The following is an 18650-nucleotide window of genomic DNA, read 5'->3' as shown; positions in this document are numbered from 1 at the left end:
CCTATCGTGCTGTTTCAATATTCGCTTATTGTGTTGTAGCACGGTTCGCTTATTGTGTCGATTTTTAGTCGTTAATCTTCCCGACTCTTAGACAACGTTAGCGACACCGAGTCGGAAAACCGCAGGGCATGCGGTTTGTCGACTTCCACGGTGGCTTGTTGAGCGGGGCGATGGGCCATGACGATGTCAACAAGATCGTTGACGAGCTTTTCGAGCAGTAAAAAGCGGTTGTCTTCAACATGCGCGATAATCTCTTTGGTGATGCGCTTGTAATCAAGCGCTTCGTCCACCAAATCCCCTTGGGCCGCAGGGCCAGCATCGTATTCAATCCACACGTTAACCACCACATCTTGGCGCTTGCGGCGCTCTTCATCGTTAAAGCCGATAAAGGTGCGTAGGCGCAGGTTTTTAATGTGAATACGTGCCATAGATATACGGTTTACCGGCTAATGAGCTGCAAGAACTCGTTACGCGTGGATTGCGAGGTACGGAAGGTGCCAAGCATCACTGAAGAGCTCATTTCTGAGTTTTGCTTGTTAACACCGCGCATCATCATGCACAGGTGCTTGGCTTCCATTTGCACCGCAACGCCTTTGGCATCGGTGGCACTTTGCACCGCTTCAGCCACATCGCGGGTGAGTTTTTCTTGAATCTGCAGGCGCCGGGCGTACATATCCACAATGCGGGCAATTTTGGATAGCCCAATCACCTTGCCATTGGGGATGTAGCCCACTTGCGCACGGCCAATGAAGGGCAATACATGGTGCTCGCAAAGCGAGTAGAATTCGATGTTGCGAACGATCACCATTTCATCGCTGTCGGATTCAAATAGGGCGTCGTTCACCAAGTCGTCTAACGATTGTTGGTAGCCCTGCGTGAGATATTCCATTGCACGGGCGGCGCGGTAAGGTGTTTTAACGAGCCCTTCGCGGTCTACGTTTTCACCAATGCCGCGAATGATTTGCTCAAAGTGGTGGTCCAGGTCGGGATTCATTACCGATCTCCAATTGCCAGGGTTACCGCGATACGATCGACCATTATTACACGACTGTGAAAAAAGCGTTAAGGGGGATTGATGGGTTTATTAGTAGATGGGGTTTGGCACGATCAGTGGTACGACACGGAGTCTACCGGTGGGCGGTTTGAGCGGCCAGAAACCGTGTTTCGTCGTACGCTTGATCCGGCGGGTGATTTTCCGCCGCAGGCCAATCGCTACCATTTGTATGTTTCGCTGGCCTGCCCCTGGGCGCATCGTATTTTAATTGTGCGGGCGTTAAAGAATTTAGAATCGCTCATCGATGTGTCGGTGGTTCATCCTTACATGGGCAATGGCGGCTGGCATTTTGCAGATGATTACCCCGGCGCAACGGCTGATGCGCTGTATGGCAGTCAGTTTTTGCATCAGCTTTACCAAAAGGCCGACCCGCAATACACCGGGCGCGTGACCGTGCCGGTGCTGTGGGATCGTGAGCGCGAAACCATCGTCAATAATGAGTCGGCCGATTTGCTGCGCATGTTGAATCAGGCGTTTAACGACTTGCCGGGCGTTAATCGTGAGATTGATTTGTACCCTGCCGAGCATGCCAATACGATCGATACGCTCAATGCGCGCATTTATGACACGGTCAACAACGGGGTCTATAAATCGGGGTTTGCTACGTCGCAGGAAGCCTATGAAACCGAAGTTCATGCCTTGTTTGAAAGCCTAGATTGGCTGGAAGACCGGTTGAGCACGCATCGGTATTTGGTGGGTGATGTGATTACGGAAGCCGACTGGCGTTTATTTACCACATTGATTCGGTTTGATGCCGTGTACGTGGGGCATTTTAAATGCAATCTGCGCCGCATTGCCGATTATCCCAACCTGTCGGGCTATCTGCGTGAGTTGTATCAGCAGCCCAAAATTGCCGAAACGGTCAGCATTGATCATATTAAACGGCATTATTACACCAGCCATCCTATGATTAACCCGACGGGCGTCATTCCTGCGGGGCCAATTTTGGATTTTGATGCACCGCACGAGCGAGGGGCGTGATACCCTTTTCCTATTATGTCGAGTGTCAAATTAACGGGTAGCGCCCGTCTTCCCACCGCTTGGGGCGACTTTACCATTTATGGTTTTGCCGAAGCGCCCGATAAAGAGCATGTGGCACTGGTGATGGGGCAGCCAGATCAGGCCGAGGCCCCTTTAGTGCGAGTGCACTCAGAGTGCCTGACGGGTGATGCGCTATTTAGCCAGCGTTGTGATTGCGGGCCGCAATTAGAAGCGGCAATGCAGCGGATTGGCGAGGCCGGCACCGGGGTCATTATTTATCTTCGCCAAGAAGGGCGGGGTATTGGGCTGTTAAATAAGATTCGCGCCTACGGGCTGCAAGATCGTGAAGGGGCCGATACGGTTGAGGCTAACGAGGCGCTCGGTTTTGCCCCAGATGCTCGAGATTATGGTGTAGCGGCTGATATGCTGCGCATCTTAGGCGTTTTGAGTTTTCGGTTATTGACGAATAATCCGGAAAAGGTGGCGGGCCTTGAGCAAGCCGGTTTGCAGGTATTAGCGCGGCTGCCAATTTTGGCGGGGCGTAATCCGCATAACCATGCTTACCTAGAAACAAAGGCCGCTAAATTTGGACACCAGCTAAAGGCTGAGTGATGAACCTAAAATCGTATCTGTTAGCCGCAGCCCTTTTGCTTTTATTAAGCGTATGGATGTTAACGGGGCTGTTTGGCCAAGATCAGAGCACTGACGATACGGCCGATCAGACGCCGGCATCGTTAATGAGTGTGCAGGTGCGTGAGCTAACCAGCGAGCCGGTACTCCGAGAGCTTGAGGTGCAGGGCCAAACCGAGGCCGAGGCCGATATTCAGTTGCGTGCTGAAGTGGCCGGTCAGGTAATGGCGATAGAGGCGGCTGAGGGTGATTCGGTAAGCCAGGGCCAGCTGTTGGTTGAGATTGCCATGGGTGATCGTGCCTCTCGGCAGGCCGAGGCTGAGGCGCGCGTGATGCAACGTGAGGCGGATTTTTTAGCCGCAGAGCGTTTAGGCGATGAGGGATTTCAGTCTGAGGTTGCAGTGGCACAAGCGCGCGCCGAACTAGCCGCCGCCCGCGCGCAGCTGGCTGCCATTGAAGAGCAAATTCGGCATACCCAAATTCGCGCGCCGATTAGTGGGCATCTTGAGGTGCTACCGGTGAGTGTGGGCGATTATGTGGGAGTGGGCGATACGGTGGCGCGGGTGATTGATGCCGATCCGCTGATTGTCTCTGCCAATATCGCCCAGCAGAACATTCAGCAGGTTAAGCCCGGGCGGATGGCGCAAGTTGAGTTGGCAACGGGAGATCAGCTTGAAGGGCGTGTGCGCTTTATTGGCTCTGCCGCCAGCGATGGGGCCAGAACATTTCGGGTAGAGGTGGAAGCGGCCAACCCTGATCGGCTGCCGGTTGGCATGAGCGCTACCCTACGCGTGCCATTAGGTGAGGTAGAAGCCCATCGGCTTAGCCCGGCTTGGTTGTCGCTTGCCGATGATGGCGAAATTGGCATTAAGGGCTTGGATAGTGATAACCGGGTCATGTTTTATCCGGTAGAAATTGTTCGCGCAGAACGTGGCGGGCTTTGGGTAAGTGGCTTGCCGTCAAATCTGCGGGTGGTTGTGGTTGGCCAGGGGTTTGTGCAAATGGGCGAGCAGGTCAATCCTATTCCGGCGGAGCCGGTGTCGCATGCATTGGTTAATTAACGCCGCATTTAGCCGCAGCCGGACCGTCACGTTGGTCCTGCTGATCATTATCGGTATGGGAACGGTGGCTTACATCGACATCCCTAAAGAGGCCGAGCCCGACGTCAACATCCCCATTATTTATGTCTCCATGGCGTATGAGGGCATTTCGCCTGAAGATGCGGAGCGGCTGCTTGTGCGGCCGATGGAGCGCGAGCTGTCTTCCATTGAGGGGTTGCAGCAAATTAAGGGCACGGCGGCCGAGGGTTTTGCTTCGGTATTACTCGAATTTGATGCGGGGTTTGACCCAGATCAGGCATTGAGTGATGTGCGTGAAGGCGTAGATATCGCCAAGTCTGATTTACCACAGGGCGCTGAGGAGCCGCGGGTTAATGAGGTGAATGTGGCCTTATTCCCGGTGCTCACGGTAGCGCTTTCAGGGGCGGTGCCAGAGCGGGCTTTGGTGCAAACTGCCGAGCAGCTTAAAGATGAAATTGAAGCCTTATCGGGTGTGTTAGAAGTCGACATCGGTGGCAACCGTGAAGAGCTACTCGAGGTAGCGGTTGATGACCGGGTGATGCAGACCTACAACGTCTCTTACGACGAGCTGTTTTCTTTAGTTAACCGCAATAATCGTCTAATTGCGGCCGGTGCGCTGGATACTGGTGCTGGGCGGCTGTCCGTTAAGGTGCCTGGGGTTATTGAAGACATGGAAGATGTCTTAAGCCTGCCGGTAAAGGTGGATGGCGATCAGGTGGTCACGTTTGCTGATGTGGCCCAAGTGCGCCGAACGTACAAAGACCCGAGTGAGTTTGCGCGCATTAATGGTGAGCCGGCCGTCACCCTAGAGGTCTCGAAACGCGTTGGGGCCAACATCATCGAGGTAAACGATCAAACCCGCGCCATTGTTGAGGCGGCCAGTGAGCAGTGGCCAGATGGCCTGCACGTGACCTATCTGCAGGATCGCTCAGAAGATATCCGTACGATGCTGCGGGATCTGCAAAATAATGTGGTTACCGCGGTGTTGTTGGTAATGATTGTGGTCATCGCCGCCATTGGCTGGCGCCCGGCCCTGCTGGTGGGGCTATCGATACCTGGTGCGTTTTTAAGTGGCATTTTGGCCGTGAATGCCATGGGCTACACGCTCAATATTGTGGTGCTGTTTAGCTTGATTTTGGTGGTGGGATTGTTGGTGGATGCTGCCATTGTGGTGGTGGAGCTTGCCGAGCGTAGATTGGCTGAGGGCTGGAGTGCCAAAGACGCCTATCAGTATGGTGCAAAGCGAATGAGCTGGCCCATTACGGCCGCTACGCTAACAACCTTAGCGGTGTTTGTGCCATTGCTGTTTTGGAGCGGCATTGTGGGGCAGTTTATGAAATACCTGCCTATTACCGTTATTTTCACACTCACCGCCTCATTAGTGATGGCGCTCATTTTTATTCCGGTATTAGGCGGTAAGTTGGGGCGGGCTGATAGCAATCGCGCGCGGCATGATCGCCGGGTAGAGATTGCTGAGCGGGGAGATTTACAAACGCTCGATGGCTTTAGCGGGGCGTATGTGCGTTTTCTGAATGGCGCGCTTAAGGCCCCCGGTAGTGTATTTATTTTGATGATTGCCATTGTGGTGGCCATATACGGTGCCTATGGGCAGTTTGGCGCAGGGGTTACGTTTTTCCCGAGTACCGAACCTGAATATGCCCGGGTGCAGGTGCAGGCGCGGGGCGATTTGTCGGTGTATGAAAAAGACCAGCTAGTGCGCGCGGTCGAGGCCAAGGTGGCCGAGTTTGATGAAGTGGGCTATGCCTATGCGCGTACGTTTGCTGACCCCGCTCGCATGGGGGGGCAGTCACTCGCGCGCGATGCGATTGGCATCGTACAGCTAGATTTTGTGGACTGGCAAAAGCGCCGCCCCGCCGCGGTGATTATTGAAGATATTCGTCAGGCCGTGGCCGAGGTGCCTGGCATTCAAATTCAAATTACCGAGCAGCAGCAGGGGCCTGGGCAGGCAAAACCCATTGAATTGCAGCTTGGCGGGCCTGCAGACCAGCTTAATGAGGGTGTGGCGATGGTTCGCGAGCGCATGGAGCGCCTTGGCGGCTTTGCTGATGTTGAAGACAATCGCCCATTGCCGGGCATTGAGTGGTCTTTGCAGGTCAATCGTGAGCGGGCAGCCCGTTATGGTGCGGATGTGCAGCTGGTGGGTAATGCCGTGCAGCTCGTCACCAATGGTGTGCTTATTGCCGATTATCGCCCCGATAACGCGGATGATGAGGTTGATATTCGGGTGCGCTTTCCGGTGGAGCAGCGCAGCTTGGATCATTTAGGCCAGTTGCGGGTGCCCACGCGCTACGGGCAGGTGCCTGTGGCTAATTTTGTTGATTTTGTGCCGGTGCCGCGAACGGGCACGCTGGAGCGGGTCGATAGCAAACGCGTATTAACCATTAGCGCCGATGTAGCCGCGGGCGAGTTGGCCGATGAGCGGGTTTCGGCGTTGCGTGCAGCCCTGCAAGAAGACCCATTGCCGCAGGGCGTTAGCATTGAGTTTCGTGGTGAAGATGAAGATCAACGCGAGGCGCAGTCCTTTTTGATGGGGGCATTTTTAATTGCCATCGCGCTGATGGGGATTATTTTGGTCACGCAATTTAACAGCGTGTATCAGGCAATATTAGTGCTCTCTGCCATTGCGCTTTCTAGTGCCGGAGTGTTGCTTGGGTTAATGATTACGCAGCGGCCCTTTGGCATTGTAATGGGTGGTGTGGGCATGATTGCGCTGGCCGGCATTGTGGTGAACAACAACATCGTGTTGATTGATACCTATAACACCTTGCGCCGCGACGGGATGCCAGTGACTGAGGCAATTGTTCGCACGGCGGTTCAGCGTATGCGGCCGGTGCTGCTCACTTCGCTGACCACCATTTTAGGTTTGATGCCGATGGTGCTAAAGCTGAATGTCGATCTGCTGGGCCGCACCATTGAATTTAATGCACCTTCAACACAGTGGTGGACCCAGCTGTCTGCCACCATTGCCGGCGGCTTGGCCTTTGCCACAGTGCTAACATTAATTTTAACACCGTGCCTACTCATGATCGGGCATAATACGGCACAGAAAATAAGGGCAATGGCAGGGGGAGAAACGGTTAAATGATGAAATTATACGCATCACCTACATCGCCATACGCACGTATTGTGCGGTTGGTATTGGCACAAAAACAGCTAGGCGACCGGGTAACTGAGCACCTGTTAGACCCTTGGCAAAGCCCCCCTGAGCTATTGGCCGTCAACCCGGTGTGCCGGGTGCCAACTTTGGTAACCGATGAGGGCACCGCTTTAACGGAAGCCGCGGTTATTGTGTTGTATTTAGAGCGGCGGTTTCCTGAGCCGCGCCTTATTCCACGAGAAGATATTGAGGCCAATCATGCACGCCTTGGCTTGGCTTTAGGTGCCCTTGACTCGGGGGTGGGTGTGTTTTTGGAGCGGCGTTTTGGTGATCCAACCACTAAGCTTGCTGAGCGACGCTTAGAGGGGCTGCGCCGCAGTACGGTTGCGTTGGTTGATACCATTGATACTGCCCGTGCGGGCGAGCCAGATTTGGGCGATATTGCCACGGTGGTGGCGCTAACGTGGCTAGAATTTCGCTTATCGGCAGAGCTTGATTGGCGAGCGGGTAATCCGGCGGCGGTAGAGTGGTTGGCGCAAATGAATAGTTTGCCGGCATTCGCAGAAACAATGCCGCCCGACGCTTAAGCGCTTGTGAGACGCCAGGCTTTTTACGCCGGTTTACGGGCCGTATCTCCAATGTTGGCCGCGGTTACGCCCTTTGGCGTAGCGGCCGGGCTAGCGGGGCTTGAGGTGGGGTTAAGCCCAGAGATAACGCTGGGCATGTCGGTGGTGATTTTTGCGGGGGCCTCGCAGTTGGCCGCCATTCAGCTCATTGATGCTAATGCCGCCGCGCCCATCATTGTTATTACCGCTTTGCTGATTAATTTGCGCATGCTGATGTATAGCGCGCATTTAGGGCCGCATTTTGCTAATTTGCCGCTTCGTTGGCGCGGGCCAATGGCTTATTTGCTAACCGATCAGGCCTACGCCTTAACAATTTCTCGTTTTATGGTAGACGATCCGCCTGCCTACAACCATTGGTTTTATATGGGCGTGGGGGCACCGTTATGGGTAATTTGGCAGTTGGCAACGGCGTTTGGCTTTTGGGCGGGCGCGGCGGTGCCGGCCAGCTGGGAGCTCGGGTTTTTTGTGCCGTTGATATTTTTGGCCTTGCTGGTGCCCGCCATTCGAAATCGCCCGTCGTTTGTGGCGGCAGCCGTGGCCGGTAGCTTATCGGTGGCGGGGCGAAATTTGCCGGCAGGGCTAGGCCTGACTTCGGCAGCGTTAGCCGGCATTGTTGCAGGCATGCTAGCTGAGCAGTGGTGGTCTGATGACTGATCCACTGTGGCTTATTGTGTTGGTGATTGGCGCAGGCACGTTTTTTTGGCGCGGGGCGTTTTTGGTGTTTGGCGGGCAGCTCACCCTACCGAATGTGGTAAGGCGCGGATTAAATTACGTGCCCCCGGCTGCATTTGCCGCGCTGGTGCTTCCGGGGCTTGTGCAGTTTGATGGGGCAACGGGGAGTGTTGATGAGGCAAGGCTGCTGGCCGGGCTGGTGGCAGCATTGGTTGCATGGCGCAGCCGCAGCACCCTGTGGACCCTAGCGGCGGGTATGGGAGTGCTGTGGCTAATGCGCGCCTTTCTATGACGGTTTAGTGATGTGTGGCTAGACCGCCCGTTTGGGGGTTGTTTTCCGCCACGCGGCGGCGCAGGCTAGCAATAGCCTTGCGTACAAGGCTAGCAAGGTACTGGCTACGCAGTGCGTAGGCGTTTTGAACAGCTTGATCAACTGTGGTCATAACTATCTCCAATAAAAGGGGTGTTGAAACAATGAGCACAGTGTATTCTGTTCCGTTGAAGAGATAATCCGTTAAATCGGAACATTATTTAAGACAGAAAGGCACAAATAAAATGGATCGGGCGGCAGAGATGCACATGTTCGTGCGCGCGGTAGAGAAGGGCAGCTTCTCAGCGGCAGCGCGTGATCTTGATCTCACGCCATCGGCGGTGAGTAAACAAATTCGGCGGCTGGAAGATCGCTTGGGCGTGCGCTTGTTTAACCGCACGACCCGGCAGATTAGTCTTACTGAAGTGGGCCATGCTTATTACGAGCGCTCTGCCCGCATTATCCAAGAGATCGAAGAGGCTGAGGAGGCCGTTACGGCGCTTAACGAAAATCCGCGCGGCACATTGCGTATTGCAGCCACCGTGGCTTTTGGCCGGGTTGAGGTAATGCCGCGAATGAGCGAGTTTTTAGAGCGCTATCCCGACTTAACGGTTGAGTTTGAGCTTACCGATCGGCAGGTCGATTTAATTGAAGAGGGCATTGATGTTGCCATTCAATGGCGTGAGCAAATGGAAGATCCCTCGGTTATCGCGCGGCGGCTTTGTGTGAATCGACGCATTATTTGTGCAGCGCCAAGTTATATTGAGCGGCATGGTAAGCCGCGCACGCCAGAAGAACTCCTCAAGCATAACTGCCTAACTTTATACGAGGTTTCGCAGTTTAATGACTGGGCGTTTGAAGATGAGCAAGCCGGCTCACGCGTGTTGCATGTTAAAGGTAATTTTCGCGCCAATACCGCTGATGCACTTTACGAGGCGGCGCTTGCCGGCCTTGGGTTGGCGCGGCTGTCTACCTGGTTAGTGATGCCGGCCATACGCCGAGGAGATTTGGTGCCGGTGCTACTGCAGTATCCGCACGAAAGCTCGGCTTACTTTTTGATTTATCCGCATCGTCGACATCTTTCGCAAAAGGTGCGGGCTTTTGTTGACTTTTTGGTTGAAGAATTTACGCCCGTGCCACCGTGGGAGCGTGAAGGCCTCGAGTTTACCGAAGCGGAGTGGCAAGAGCGGATTGCCCGCGATTAGTTGTTTGGCCTACCCGGGTGGTGCTGGCCCATTTAAAACAATAATGCCGATATTAAGATAGCCCGCCAGGGTAACCCAGGCTAAGTAAGGGGCTAGCAACCAAGCGGCAAGTGGCCGTACGCGATGAAAGCGCAGTATGGTTAATAAGATCAGCGCCCATAAAATAATTAAATCAACCAGCGCCAAATCGGGCCGATGCCACTGAAAAAACAAAATGCTCCACAGGCCGTTGGCACCGAGCTGGGCAACAAAGGGCAAAAGGGTAGGTAACCCGCCAAGCAGCGTGGTTTTACGCCATACCAAAAAGACCGACACGGTCATTAAGGCATACAAAAGCGTCCATACAATCGGAAAGGCTAGGTCAGGCGGTGTAAAGGGGGGTTTTTGTAGTGCCGCATACCAGCTGCCCGGCGGGCTGAGGATGCCGCTCATTGCCGTGAGGATGACCAATAATGCCCATCCCGCAAACCCAATTACTGCCTGACGTGTGGTCATGCGTCTATTACCTACCAGCTGCCGGTATTTTCCATAGAGGCCCAAGGCTCCTGCGGTGGCAAGGGGTCGCCCTGCTGTAAGAGCTCGATGGAGATGCCATCGGGTGAGCGCACAAACGCCATATAGCCATCGCGCGGTGGGCGATTAATGATAACGCCGTTATCTTGCAGGTGCTGACAGAGCGTGTAGATATTCTCTACCCGATACGCCAAATGACCAAAGTTACGGCCGCCGCTATAGGTTTCAGGGTCCCAGTTCCAAGTGAGCTCTAGCATGGGCGCATTGTCGCTGGAGCGCGCCCGCTCTGCATCATCCGGCGCGGCCAAAAAGATCAGCGTAAAACGGCCTTTTTCGCTTTCTTTGCGGCGGATTTCTTGCATGCCCAGCAGGTCGCAATAAAACCGCAAAGACGCATCTACGTCGCTTACCCTGACCATTGTGTGTAAATACTGCATTAAGCCTCCTTTTTTGAGTTACCAAGGGGGCGTGGTATCAATGCACCAGCCCCTAGTTAAATTTATGCAAATAGAGAATTAGTCTGCCAATCCGCATAAATTTCCCTAGGCATCCAAATAACACTATCTCCACCCCGCTCCACCGCAGAGTCAAACGTTTGTTAGCGTCCTGCGTACTGCATCATGCCATCCTGCAACGATATGGTCACGATGGCTGCGCGAAATAGCCGGGTTAAAGGACTGATTAAGCGCCCATTGTGAACCAAGTTCGTCGAGTGAGGCGTAGATGCCATGCTGTAAACCGGCCAGATAGGCGGCGCCTAAGGCGGTGGTTTCGATAATCTGCGGTCGCTCAACGGTTAGGCCCGTCAGATCAGCCAGACGTTGCAGTAGCCAATTATTGGCCACCATTCCGCCATCAACCCGCAGCGTGTGTTGGTGGGTGCCGGAATCACCGGCCATTGCCTCGAGTAAATCACCGGTTTGCAGGCAGACCGAATCTAGCGCGGCGTGCACAAATTCAGCCACACCCGTATTGCGCGTTAAGCCAAAAAACGCGCCGCGGGCATTTGGATCCCACCACGGTGCGCCCAGCCCCGTAAAGGCGGGCACCAAGAAAAGGCCCTCGGCTTCGGCTGAGTTGGCAAGCCCCTCGCTTTGTGAGGCATGGGCGATGATGCCGAGCTCGTCGCGCAGCCATTGAATCGCCGCGCCGGCCACAAAAATAGAGCCTTCTAGTGCATAGGTGGGTTGGCCATTGATGCGGTAAGCCGTTGTGGTAAGTAGGCGATTTTTTGACGGCACGGCTTCAGAGCCGGTATTCATCAGGGCAAAACAACCCGTGCCATAAGTGCTTTTAATCATGCCAGGGCTAAAGCAGCATTGTCCAACAACGGCAGCATGCTGATCGCCCGCTATACCTTGAATAGGCAGTGCTGCGCCTAAAACCGATTCATCGCTAGTGCCAAAGTCAGCCGCGCTATCTAGTACTTCGGGCAAGATGGCTTTGGGGATATCAAACAGCTCTAAAAGCGTGTCATCCCAGCGTTGTTTGTGAATATCAAATAGGAGTGTGCGACTGGCGTTGGTGGCATCGGTGGCGTGGCTCTTGCCGCCCGTTAAGCACCATAAAAGCCAGCTATCGACGGTGCCAAAGGCTAGCTCCCCTTTTTCGGCCCGTGCCCGGGCGCCGGCCACGTTATCCAAAATCCAACCGATTTTTGTGGCTGAAAAGTAGGGGTCGAGTAACAGGCCAGTGCGCTCGGTAATCATGGCCTCATGCCCGGCTGAGCGCAGCGCGGCACACCGCTCGGCGGTGCGTCGATCTTGCCAAACAATGGCGTTATGCACCGGTTCGCCGGTTTTTCGATCCCACACAATGGTGGTTTCGCGTTGGTTGGTAATGCCAATACTAACCGCATGTACCCCCGCAGCGCGCGCGCCTTTCAGCGCTTTACGGCAAACCTTTAGGGTAGAGTCCAGCAGATCCTGCGGATCATGCTCTACCCACCCACTGTGCGGATAATGCTGGGGAAACTCCCGTTGTGCGGTAGCCACCGCGTGGCCATCAATATCGAAAACAATCGCCCTTGAGCTTGTTGTGCCTTGGTCGATTGCCAGTATTCCAGTTTGTTCCACCATATCGGTGCCTCTCCTCCAGCATTGCGTGATGTCTTTTAGTCGGTATGATCGAACGCGCAGATGAAAAGTCAAGCAACAATGTGTTCGAAAATGAAAATAAAGGAGGGGCGCGGTGATTTCGGCAGACTATGGCACCGTTGAATTGAATCCACGTCAGCAGGCAATGCTCAATCTGGTGCATGAGCAGGGATTTGTGTCTGTAGAAGACCTAGCGCAGCACTTCTCAGTCACTTCGCAGACCATTCGCAGAGACATTAACGATCTTTGTTCTGTTGGGCTGTTACGCCGATATCACGGCGGCGCGGGGCTACCTTCAAGCGTAGAAAATGTGGCGTATCAGGCCCGCCAGGTATTGCGCCCTGAGGCTAAAGAAAAAATTGCCGAGGGCTTAGCAGCGCGAATCCCCAATCATGCCTCGTTGTATATGACGTTAGGTACCACCACCGAGGCCGTCGCACGGGCACTGCGTGATCATCGGGGGTTACGTGTTATCACCAATAATCTTAATGTTGCCAGTATCTTAGCAGACAACCCAGCTTGCGAAGTGATTGTGGCAGGGGGCGTGGTGCGACATCGTGATCGGGGGATTACCGGCGAGGCAACCATCGATTTTATGAACCAATTTAAAGCGGATTACGCGGTGATTGGCATCTCGGGCATCGAGGCCGACGGTACGTTGCTTGATTTTGACTACCGGGAAGTGCGCGTGCTGCAAATTATTATGGCTAATGCCCGATCAGTGCTTTTGGCGGCGGATCGAAGTAAGTTTGGGCGCAACGCATTGGTGCGTGTGGCCGATCTTAGCCAGATTAGCGAGTTGCATACGGATGCCGAGCCACCCATTACCATTCGGCGCTGTTTGGAGGAACATGGCGGACGCGTTTTCGTAACTGATTCTTGACCCCAGAATTTTCGGTGGTATGTTGGAAACCGAACATACGAGGAGGAGTCGATTTCGTGGCAACCACGAGTCAGCAAGTAGACGCATTCGATATGGTAGTCGTCGGTGCCGGTATTAACGGTGCTGGTATTGCTCGCGATGCCGCTGGGCGGGGGCTTAAAGTCTTGATTTGTGATCAAGGCGATTTGGCCAACTACACCTCATCTGCCAGCACAAAACTCGTGCATGGTGGTCTGCGCTACTTGGAGTATTACGAGTTTCGTTTAGTGCAAAAAGCACTGGCCGAGCGAGAAGTATTGCTCGGAATCGCGCCTCATATCATTTGGCCGCTGCGTTTTGTGATGCCGCATGTCAAAGCGTTACGCCCCGCTTGGCTAATTCGCCTTGGCTTATTCCTCTACGATCATTTAGGCGGCCGTAAAAAACTTCCCGCCTCCCGCGGTATTAATTTGCGTCAGCACGAAACCGGCGCGCCGCTAACTGATGAGTTAAGCAAAGGTTTTATGTACTCAGATTGCTGGGTGCAAGACTCACGACTGGTTGTACTGAATTGCATGGACGCGGCCAATCGGGGCGCCAGTGTACGCCCAAGAACGCGTTGCATCGGTGCTCAGCGCACTGAAGGGATATGGGAAATTCGGCTTAAAGATTTGGTGACGGGCGAAGAGTCGGTGGTGCGCAGTCGCTCGCTGGTTAATGCCGCCGGCCCATGGGTGGCTCGCTTCCTTGACGATGCGATGAGCCGTGATGACGACAAAGATGTGCACTTGGTGAAGGGTAGCCATATTGTAGTGCCGTCTATGTTCGATCACGATGCCTCGTATCTATTTCAAAATAATGATGGCCGTGTGATTTTTGCAATTCCTTATGAACAGCATTACACGCTGATCGGGACCACCGATGTGGCGTATGAGGGCAACCCGGCAGACGCGCAAGCCAGCGAAGAAGAAATTCAGTATCTGTGTGACGCCGTTAACCGGTATTTCAAAAAACCCATTACGCCGGCAGAGGTCACTTGGACGTACGCCGGCGTGCGGGCGCTGTATGACGAGTCTGAAGAAGACGACGTTTCTGCGGTTAGCCGCGATTACAGCCTTGATTTAGATGAGCGCAAGCCGCCATTGCTGTCTGTGTTTGGTGGCAAAATCACCACTTATCGCACCTTGGCGCGCCAAGCGGTTGATCAGTTAGCCCCAGCGCTAGATGCCAAGGTGGTGGACTGGACCGGCAAAGAAACCCTACCCGGCGGCGATATCCCGAATGGAGATTTCGACGCGTATCTGGCCAGTGTGCACCGCGACTATCCGTGGTTACCCGATGACATGGTATGGCGGTTAGTGCGTAATTACGGCACCGAGGCCAGACGTTTACTGGGCTCGGCGCAAAGCCTTGCCGATTTGGGTGAGCATTTTGGATCTGATCTCTACGAGGCCGAGCTGCGCTATTTAGCAGACTATGAATGGGCTTTGAGCGGGGAGGATGCCATTTGGCGTCGTACCCGTATTGGACTTGCGCTGGATCAAGCGCAGCAAGATCGTGTGTCTGCCTGGTTTGGTGGGCAACAGAAAAAGAGGGCAACTGCGTAATGAGCCTGGTTCTTGAGGGGGTGAGTCGTTCTGTTGAGGGGGTTCCGTACCTCGACAATATCAATTTGGTTTGTGAGCGGGGCGAGTTTAATGTGCTGCTCGGTTTGACACGGGCGGGCAAAACCACATTGATGCGCGTAATGGCCGGGCTAGAGCCGTTGAACGCGGGGCGTGTGCTGGAAGACGGCGTGGATGTCTCAAAGGTCTCTGTGCGCAAGCGCTCGCTGGGCATGGTCTATCAGCAGTTTATTAACTATCCCGCCATGTCGGTTTACGAAAACATTGCCTCTCCATTGCGCCTTGAGCGCCTGCCCAAGGCCGATATTGATCGGCGCGTGCGCGATGAAGCCGCGCGATTGGGTATTGATCATTTGCTCGACCGGCTGCCCAGTGAATTATCCGGTGGGCAGCAGCAGCGCTGTGCCATGGCAAGGGCGCTGGTGCGTGATGCCAAACTGATTTTGCTCGATGAGCCACTCGTCAATCTGGATTATAAATTGCGCGAGGGCCTGCGCTCTGAGCTGCGCGCCTTATTTGCTGATCGCGATACCGTAGTGGTTTATGCCACCACGGAGCCTGAAGAAGCCCTGATTTTAGGCGGCAAAACTGCGGTGCTTCACGAAGGTCGCTTGCTGCAGCATGGGCCGACGGCCGAGGTGTATCGCAACCCTGTCAATACGACCGTGACCCAGGTCTTTGCTGATCCGCCCATGAACTTGATGCAAGCACGCATTGAGGATGGCCAATTTTATGTAGACGGTCGTGAAGGCATTGAGTTGCCGCCGCATTTAAGTCATCTCGCCACGGGGCATTACACCTTGGGTTTGCGCCCCCACCATTTGTTTGCCAGCGACCGTGGCCAAGGCTCGGTGTCTTTGGTGGGCGAAGTTGAGGTGGCCGAGGTGGCAGGTTCAGTTACCTACATTCACTTGGATGTTAATCACCGCGATTGGGTGGTGCTGGAGCGCGGCGTGCACACCGTACATCCGGGCGCTCGTTTTGAAGTGCATTTTCATCGCCGGCATTTGTATGTGTTTGATCAACAGGATCGCTTAGTCGCATCCCCAGACTCAGAGCTCGGGCAATAACATGGCTAGAATCGAACTAAACAACTTGGCACACCGTTACGCGCCCGGGGGCGAATACGCTTTACAGCCCATGCAGCATGTTTGGGAAGACGGCGGTGCCTATGCGCTGCTCGGCCCGTCGGGTTGCGGCAAAACAACGCTGCTTAACATTATCTCTGGCTTAGTGCAGCCCTCAGAAGGGCAGGTATTGTTTGATGGGGTAGATGTTACCCATCGCAGCACCGAAGAGCGCAACATCGGGCAGGTGTTTCAGTTTCCGGTGGTCTACGACACGATGACCGTGTTTCAAAACCTCGCCTTTCCGCTTCGCAATCGCAAAATGGCAGAAGATTACGTCAATCGGCGGGTGCGTCAGGTGGCAGAGATGCTCAGTTTAACCGACGTGCTTGATCGGCGTGCCCGCAACCTCACCGCTGATGCCAAGCAAAAGATATCGCTCGGTCGTGGTTTGGTGCGTGAAGATGTCTCCGCCGTGCTGTTTGATGAGCCACTCACCGTGATTGACCCGCATCTTAAATGGCAGTTGCGTCGCAAACTGCGTGAGGTGCATGAGCAGCTCAATTTGACGCTGGTTTATGTGACCCATGATCAAACCGAGGCGCTGACCTTTGCCGATAAGGTGGTGGTGATGTTGGCCGGCCAGGTACTACAAGTTGGCACCCCGCAGGAATTATTTGAACGCCCCGCCCATACGTTTGTTGGGTACTTCATTGGCAGCCCCGGCATGAACTTTATGCCGTGTGAGCTCAGTGGCAATGAGGCGCTGGTCGATGGCGAGCGAATTGCGATTGACCCGGCAACAGCGGCGGCCGCCAGCCAAAACGGCGGCAGCTTGCAGTTAGGCATTCGCCCAGAGTTGGTACGCCTGGCCACTGAGGGTGAGTCTGGCTTATTGCTGAAGGTTGACCAAGTTGAAGACTTAGGCGAGCACCAGTTGGTGACCGGCCATTTTGGCAGCCATCAATTTCATGTGCGCTTAGATGAATCAGAAAAAATCAACAGTGATGGCCTGCGGTTGGTTTTCCCCGTAGAGCACACGCTGCTGTATGCCGATGAGCATCTTGTCGGTGCAGGAGGAGCAAAGCATGGATAAACGTGAATACCAATGGGCGTGGCTAATGGTTTTGCCAGTGCTGGTGCTGGTGGCCTTTAGTGCGGTCATCCCGCTAATGACGGTGGTGAATTATTCTTTGCAGGATATTTTGGGTCGATCGGCGTTTTTTGTGGGTGCAGAGTGGTTTGAAGAAACACTTAACAACTCACGCCTGCAGGCTGCATTGATGCGGCAGTTTGCCTTCTCCTTTACGATTTTGGCTATTCAAATTCCATTGGGCATTGGCATTGCACTGCTAATGCCAAAACGCGGCTGGCAGGCCTCGGCCGTGCTCATCTTAATTACGATGCCGCTGCTGGTGCCCTGGAATGTGGTGGGCAGCATGTGGCAGATCTTTACCCGGGGTGACATCGGGTTAGCGGGCTTTATCATTCGTGAATTGGGGTATGACTACAACATTACCGCCAATGCGGTGGATGCCTGGGTCACCATCATCATTATGGATATCTGGCACTGGACGCCGCTGGTAGCGCTGCTTTGCTATAGCGGGCTGCGTTCAATTCCAGAAGCCTACTTCCAGGCTGCCCGCATCGATCGGGCGTCTAAGTGGGCCACATTCCGCTACATTCAGCTGCCCAAGCTGACCAACGTGCTGGTTATCGCAGTCCTTCTGCGCTTTATGCACTCGTTTATGATTTACGCTGAGCCATTCGTGCTTACTGGCGGCGGCCCGGGTAGCTCCACCACATTTTTGAGTCAGTCACTGGCCACTATGGCAATCGCTCAGCAAGACCTAGGGCCATCGGCGGCATTCTCAATTACTTACTTCCTGATCATTTTGGCGGTGAGCTATGTGTTCTACGTCACGATTATGAATATGCAAAAAGAAAAAGCGGCGCAGCAGGGCGCGGGAGGTGCTGAATGAGTGCCGGTGCTTCACGTGAGTCCAGCGGCTTAAGGCGTAGCCTGTTGGCGCTGTACTTATTCTTTACGCTGCTGCCCATTTATTGGCTGCTCAATATGTCTTTAAAGACCAACCAAGAAATCTTGGGCACATTCTCACTGTGGCCTGAAGCGTTAAATCTGCATGCTTATTTGCGGATTTTAACTGACCCATCTTGGTATATGGGCTATGTAAACTCGCTGACCTACGTGTTCATGAATATGACCATTAGCATATTGGTGGCGCTGCCAGCCGCGTATGCATTTAGCCGGTTTCGGTTTATTGGCGATAAGCATTTGTTCTTTTGGCTACTCACCAACCTGATGGCACCACCGGCGGTGTTTTTGCTGCCGTACTTTCAGCTCTATTACTCGGTGGGTTTGTTTGACACCCATATTGCGGTGGCGCTGGCCCATTGCCTGTTCAACATTCCGCTGGCCGTCTGGATATTGGAAGGCTTTATGAGCAGCGTGCCCAAGGAAGTGGACGAAACGGCTTATATCGACGGCTATAGCTTCCCGGCGTTCTTTGTGAAAATTTTCATTCCAATGATTCGCTCGGGCATTGGTGTAACGCTGTTTTTCCTATTTATGTTCTCGTGGGTTGAGCTACTCCTGGCTCGCATACTCACGGCAACCGAAGCACAGCCGATTGGCGCGATTATGACGCGAACGTCTACGGCTTCTGGGGTTGACTGGGCCACGCTGTCTGCAGCCGGCATTTTAACGATCGTGCCTGGCCTGCTGGTGGTTTATTTCGTGCGTAATCACATTGCCAAGGGCTTTGCCCTCGGTCGGACATAAAGGAGGCCT

Annotated in this window: 20 protein-coding genes; 14 read left to right on the top strand and 6 right to left on the bottom strand. The window is 54.2% G+C overall.

Annotated elements, in window-relative coordinates; genetic code table 11:
• Window positions 1-71: 71 nt before the first annotated feature.
• Together folX and folE are read right to left on the bottom strand one after the other, a co-directional pair.
• A complete protein-coding gene (folX, locus tag GH984_RS09755) occupies window positions 72-428 on the bottom strand; it encodes a dihydroneopterin triphosphate 2'-epimerase (protein ID WP_153720031.1) in 357 nt (118 codons plus the stop codon).
• 11 nt (window positions 429-439) lie between these two features.
• Window positions 440-994 (bottom strand): GTP cyclohydrolase I FolE, encoded by a 555-nt coding sequence (folE, locus tag GH984_RS09750; protein ID WP_153720030.1) that lies wholly within the window; start codon window positions 992-994, stop codon window positions 440-442.
• A gap of 81 nt (window positions 995-1075) precedes the next feature.
• On the opposite strand from folE, the gene GH984_RS09745 reads away from it, so the two are divergent.
• Genes GH984_RS09745 through GH984_RS09715 form a run of 7 tightly spaced genes read left to right on the top strand, consistent with a single transcriptional unit; the run spans window position 1076 to window position 8452 of the window.
• A complete protein-coding gene (locus tag GH984_RS09745) occupies window positions 1076-2035 on the top strand; it encodes a glutathione S-transferase family protein (RefSeq protein WP_153720029.1) in 960 nt (319 codons plus the stop codon).
• Window positions 2036-2050: 15 nt separating this feature from the next.
• Window positions 2051-2647: a GTP cyclohydrolase II gene (gene ribA, locus GH984_RS09740; RefSeq protein WP_153720028.1), complete on the top strand. Its 597-nt coding sequence runs from the start codon at window positions 2051-2053 to the stop codon at window positions 2645-2647.
• Window positions 2647-3726, top strand: coding sequence for an efflux RND transporter periplasmic adaptor subunit (locus GH984_RS09735; protein WP_153720027.1), 1080 nt, complete (start codon window positions 2647-2649; stop codon window positions 3724-3726). Before ribA ends, GH984_RS09735 begins: the two co-directional genes overlap by 1 nt.
• A complete protein-coding gene (locus GH984_RS09730; RefSeq protein ID WP_153720026.1) occupies window positions 3710-6850 on the top strand; it encodes an efflux RND transporter permease subunit in 3141 nt (1046 codons plus the stop codon). Before GH984_RS09735 ends, GH984_RS09730 begins: the two co-directional genes overlap by 17 nt.
• On the top strand, window positions 6847-7449 hold the full coding sequence (locus tag GH984_RS09725) for a glutathione S-transferase family protein (RefSeq protein ID WP_153720025.1): 603 nt from the start codon (window positions 6847-6849) through the stop codon (window positions 7447-7449). The genes GH984_RS09730 and GH984_RS09725 overlap by 4 nt, the downstream gene beginning before the upstream one ends.
• 51 nt (window positions 7450-7500) lie before the next feature.
• Entirely contained in the window at window positions 7501-8142 is a 642-nt protein-coding gene (locus GH984_RS09720; RefSeq protein WP_153720024.1) for an AzlC family ABC transporter permease, read from the top strand.
• On the top strand, window positions 8135-8452 hold the full coding sequence (locus GH984_RS09715) for an AzlD domain-containing protein (protein ID WP_153720023.1): 318 nt from the start codon (window positions 8135-8137) through the stop codon (window positions 8450-8452). The genes GH984_RS09720 and GH984_RS09715 overlap by 8 nt, the downstream gene beginning before the upstream one ends.
• A 4-nt stretch (window positions 8453-8456) precedes the next feature.
• On the opposite strand, the gene GH984_RS09710 is transcribed toward GH984_RS09715, so the two are convergent.
• A complete protein-coding gene (locus tag GH984_RS09710; RefSeq protein ID WP_153720022.1) occupies window positions 8457-8603 on the bottom strand; it encodes an RSP_7527 family protein in 147 nt (48 codons plus the stop codon).
• 112 nt (window positions 8604-8715) lie between these two features.
• Here GH984_RS09710 and GH984_RS09705 point away from each other — a divergent pair, with 112 nt between their 5' ends.
• Window positions 8716-9675 carry a LysR family transcriptional regulator gene (locus tag GH984_RS09705; protein WP_153720021.1) on the top strand — a complete coding sequence of 320 codons (960 nt, stop codon included), beginning with the start codon at window positions 8716-8718 and terminating at the stop codon, window positions 9673-9675.
• A 9-nt stretch (window positions 9676-9684) separates the two neighbouring features.
• Here the strand turns inward: GH984_RS09705 and GH984_RS09700 are convergent, their stop codons facing one another.
• From GH984_RS09700 to glpK, 3 genes are all read right to left on the bottom strand, one after another.
• Window positions 9685-10170: a TspO/MBR family protein gene (locus GH984_RS09700; RefSeq protein ID WP_153720020.1), complete on the bottom strand. Its 486-nt coding sequence runs from the start codon at window positions 10168-10170 to the stop codon at window positions 9685-9687.
• Between the two features lie 11 nt (window positions 10171-10181).
• Entirely contained in the window at window positions 10182-10625 is a 444-nt protein-coding gene (locus GH984_RS09695) for a VOC family protein (protein ID WP_153720019.1), read from the bottom strand.
• Window positions 10626-10775: 150 nt separating this feature from the next.
• Window positions 10776-12266, bottom strand: coding sequence for a glycerol kinase GlpK (gene glpK, locus GH984_RS09690; RefSeq protein ID WP_153720018.1), 1491 nt, complete (start codon window positions 12264-12266; stop codon window positions 10776-10778).
• Window positions 12267-12378: 112 nt separating this feature from the next.
• Between glpK and GH984_RS09685 the strand changes: the two genes are divergently transcribed.
• Genes GH984_RS09685 through GH984_RS09660 form a run of 6 tightly spaced genes read left to right on the top strand, consistent with a single transcriptional unit; the run spans window position 12379 to window position 18641 of the window.
• Complete coding sequence (locus GH984_RS09685; protein WP_369692042.1) at window positions 12379-13167, top strand: DeoR/GlpR family DNA-binding transcription regulator; 789 nt, start codon at window positions 12379-12381, stop codon at window positions 13165-13167.
• Window positions 13168-13223: 56 nt separating this feature from the next.
• Window positions 13224-14753, top strand: coding sequence for a glycerol-3-phosphate dehydrogenase (gene glpD / locus GH984_RS09680; RefSeq protein WP_369692040.1), 1530 nt, complete (start codon window positions 13224-13226; stop codon window positions 14751-14753).
• On the top strand, window positions 14753-15841 hold the full coding sequence (locus tag GH984_RS09675) for an ABC transporter ATP-binding protein (protein ID WP_153720017.1): 1089 nt from the start codon (window positions 14753-14755) through the stop codon (window positions 15839-15841). The genes glpD and GH984_RS09675 overlap by 1 nt, the downstream gene beginning before the upstream one ends.
• Window position 15842: 1 nt before the next feature.
• Window positions 15843-16934: an ABC transporter ATP-binding protein gene (locus GH984_RS09670; protein WP_153720016.1), complete on the top strand. Its 1092-nt coding sequence runs from the start codon at window positions 15843-15845 to the stop codon at window positions 16932-16934.
• A complete protein-coding gene (locus GH984_RS09665) occupies window positions 16927-17820 on the top strand; it encodes a carbohydrate ABC transporter permease (RefSeq protein WP_153720015.1) in 894 nt (297 codons plus the stop codon). The genes GH984_RS09670 and GH984_RS09665 overlap by 8 nt, the downstream gene beginning before the upstream one ends.
• On the top strand, window positions 17817-18641 hold the full coding sequence (locus GH984_RS09660; protein WP_153720014.1) for a carbohydrate ABC transporter permease: 825 nt from the start codon (window positions 17817-17819) through the stop codon (window positions 18639-18641). Before GH984_RS09665 ends, GH984_RS09660 begins: the two co-directional genes overlap by 4 nt.
• Window positions 18642-18650 lie beyond the last annotated feature (9 nt).

The sequence above is a fragment of the Spiribacter salilacus genome (assembly GCF_009649225.1).
Taxonomy (GTDB): Bacteria; Pseudomonadota; Gammaproteobacteria; order Nitrococcales; family Nitrococcaceae; genus Spiribacter; species Spiribacter salilacus.
Note: the sequence above shows the minus strand (reverse complement) of the source record. Positions and strands in the feature narration are given on the sequence as shown.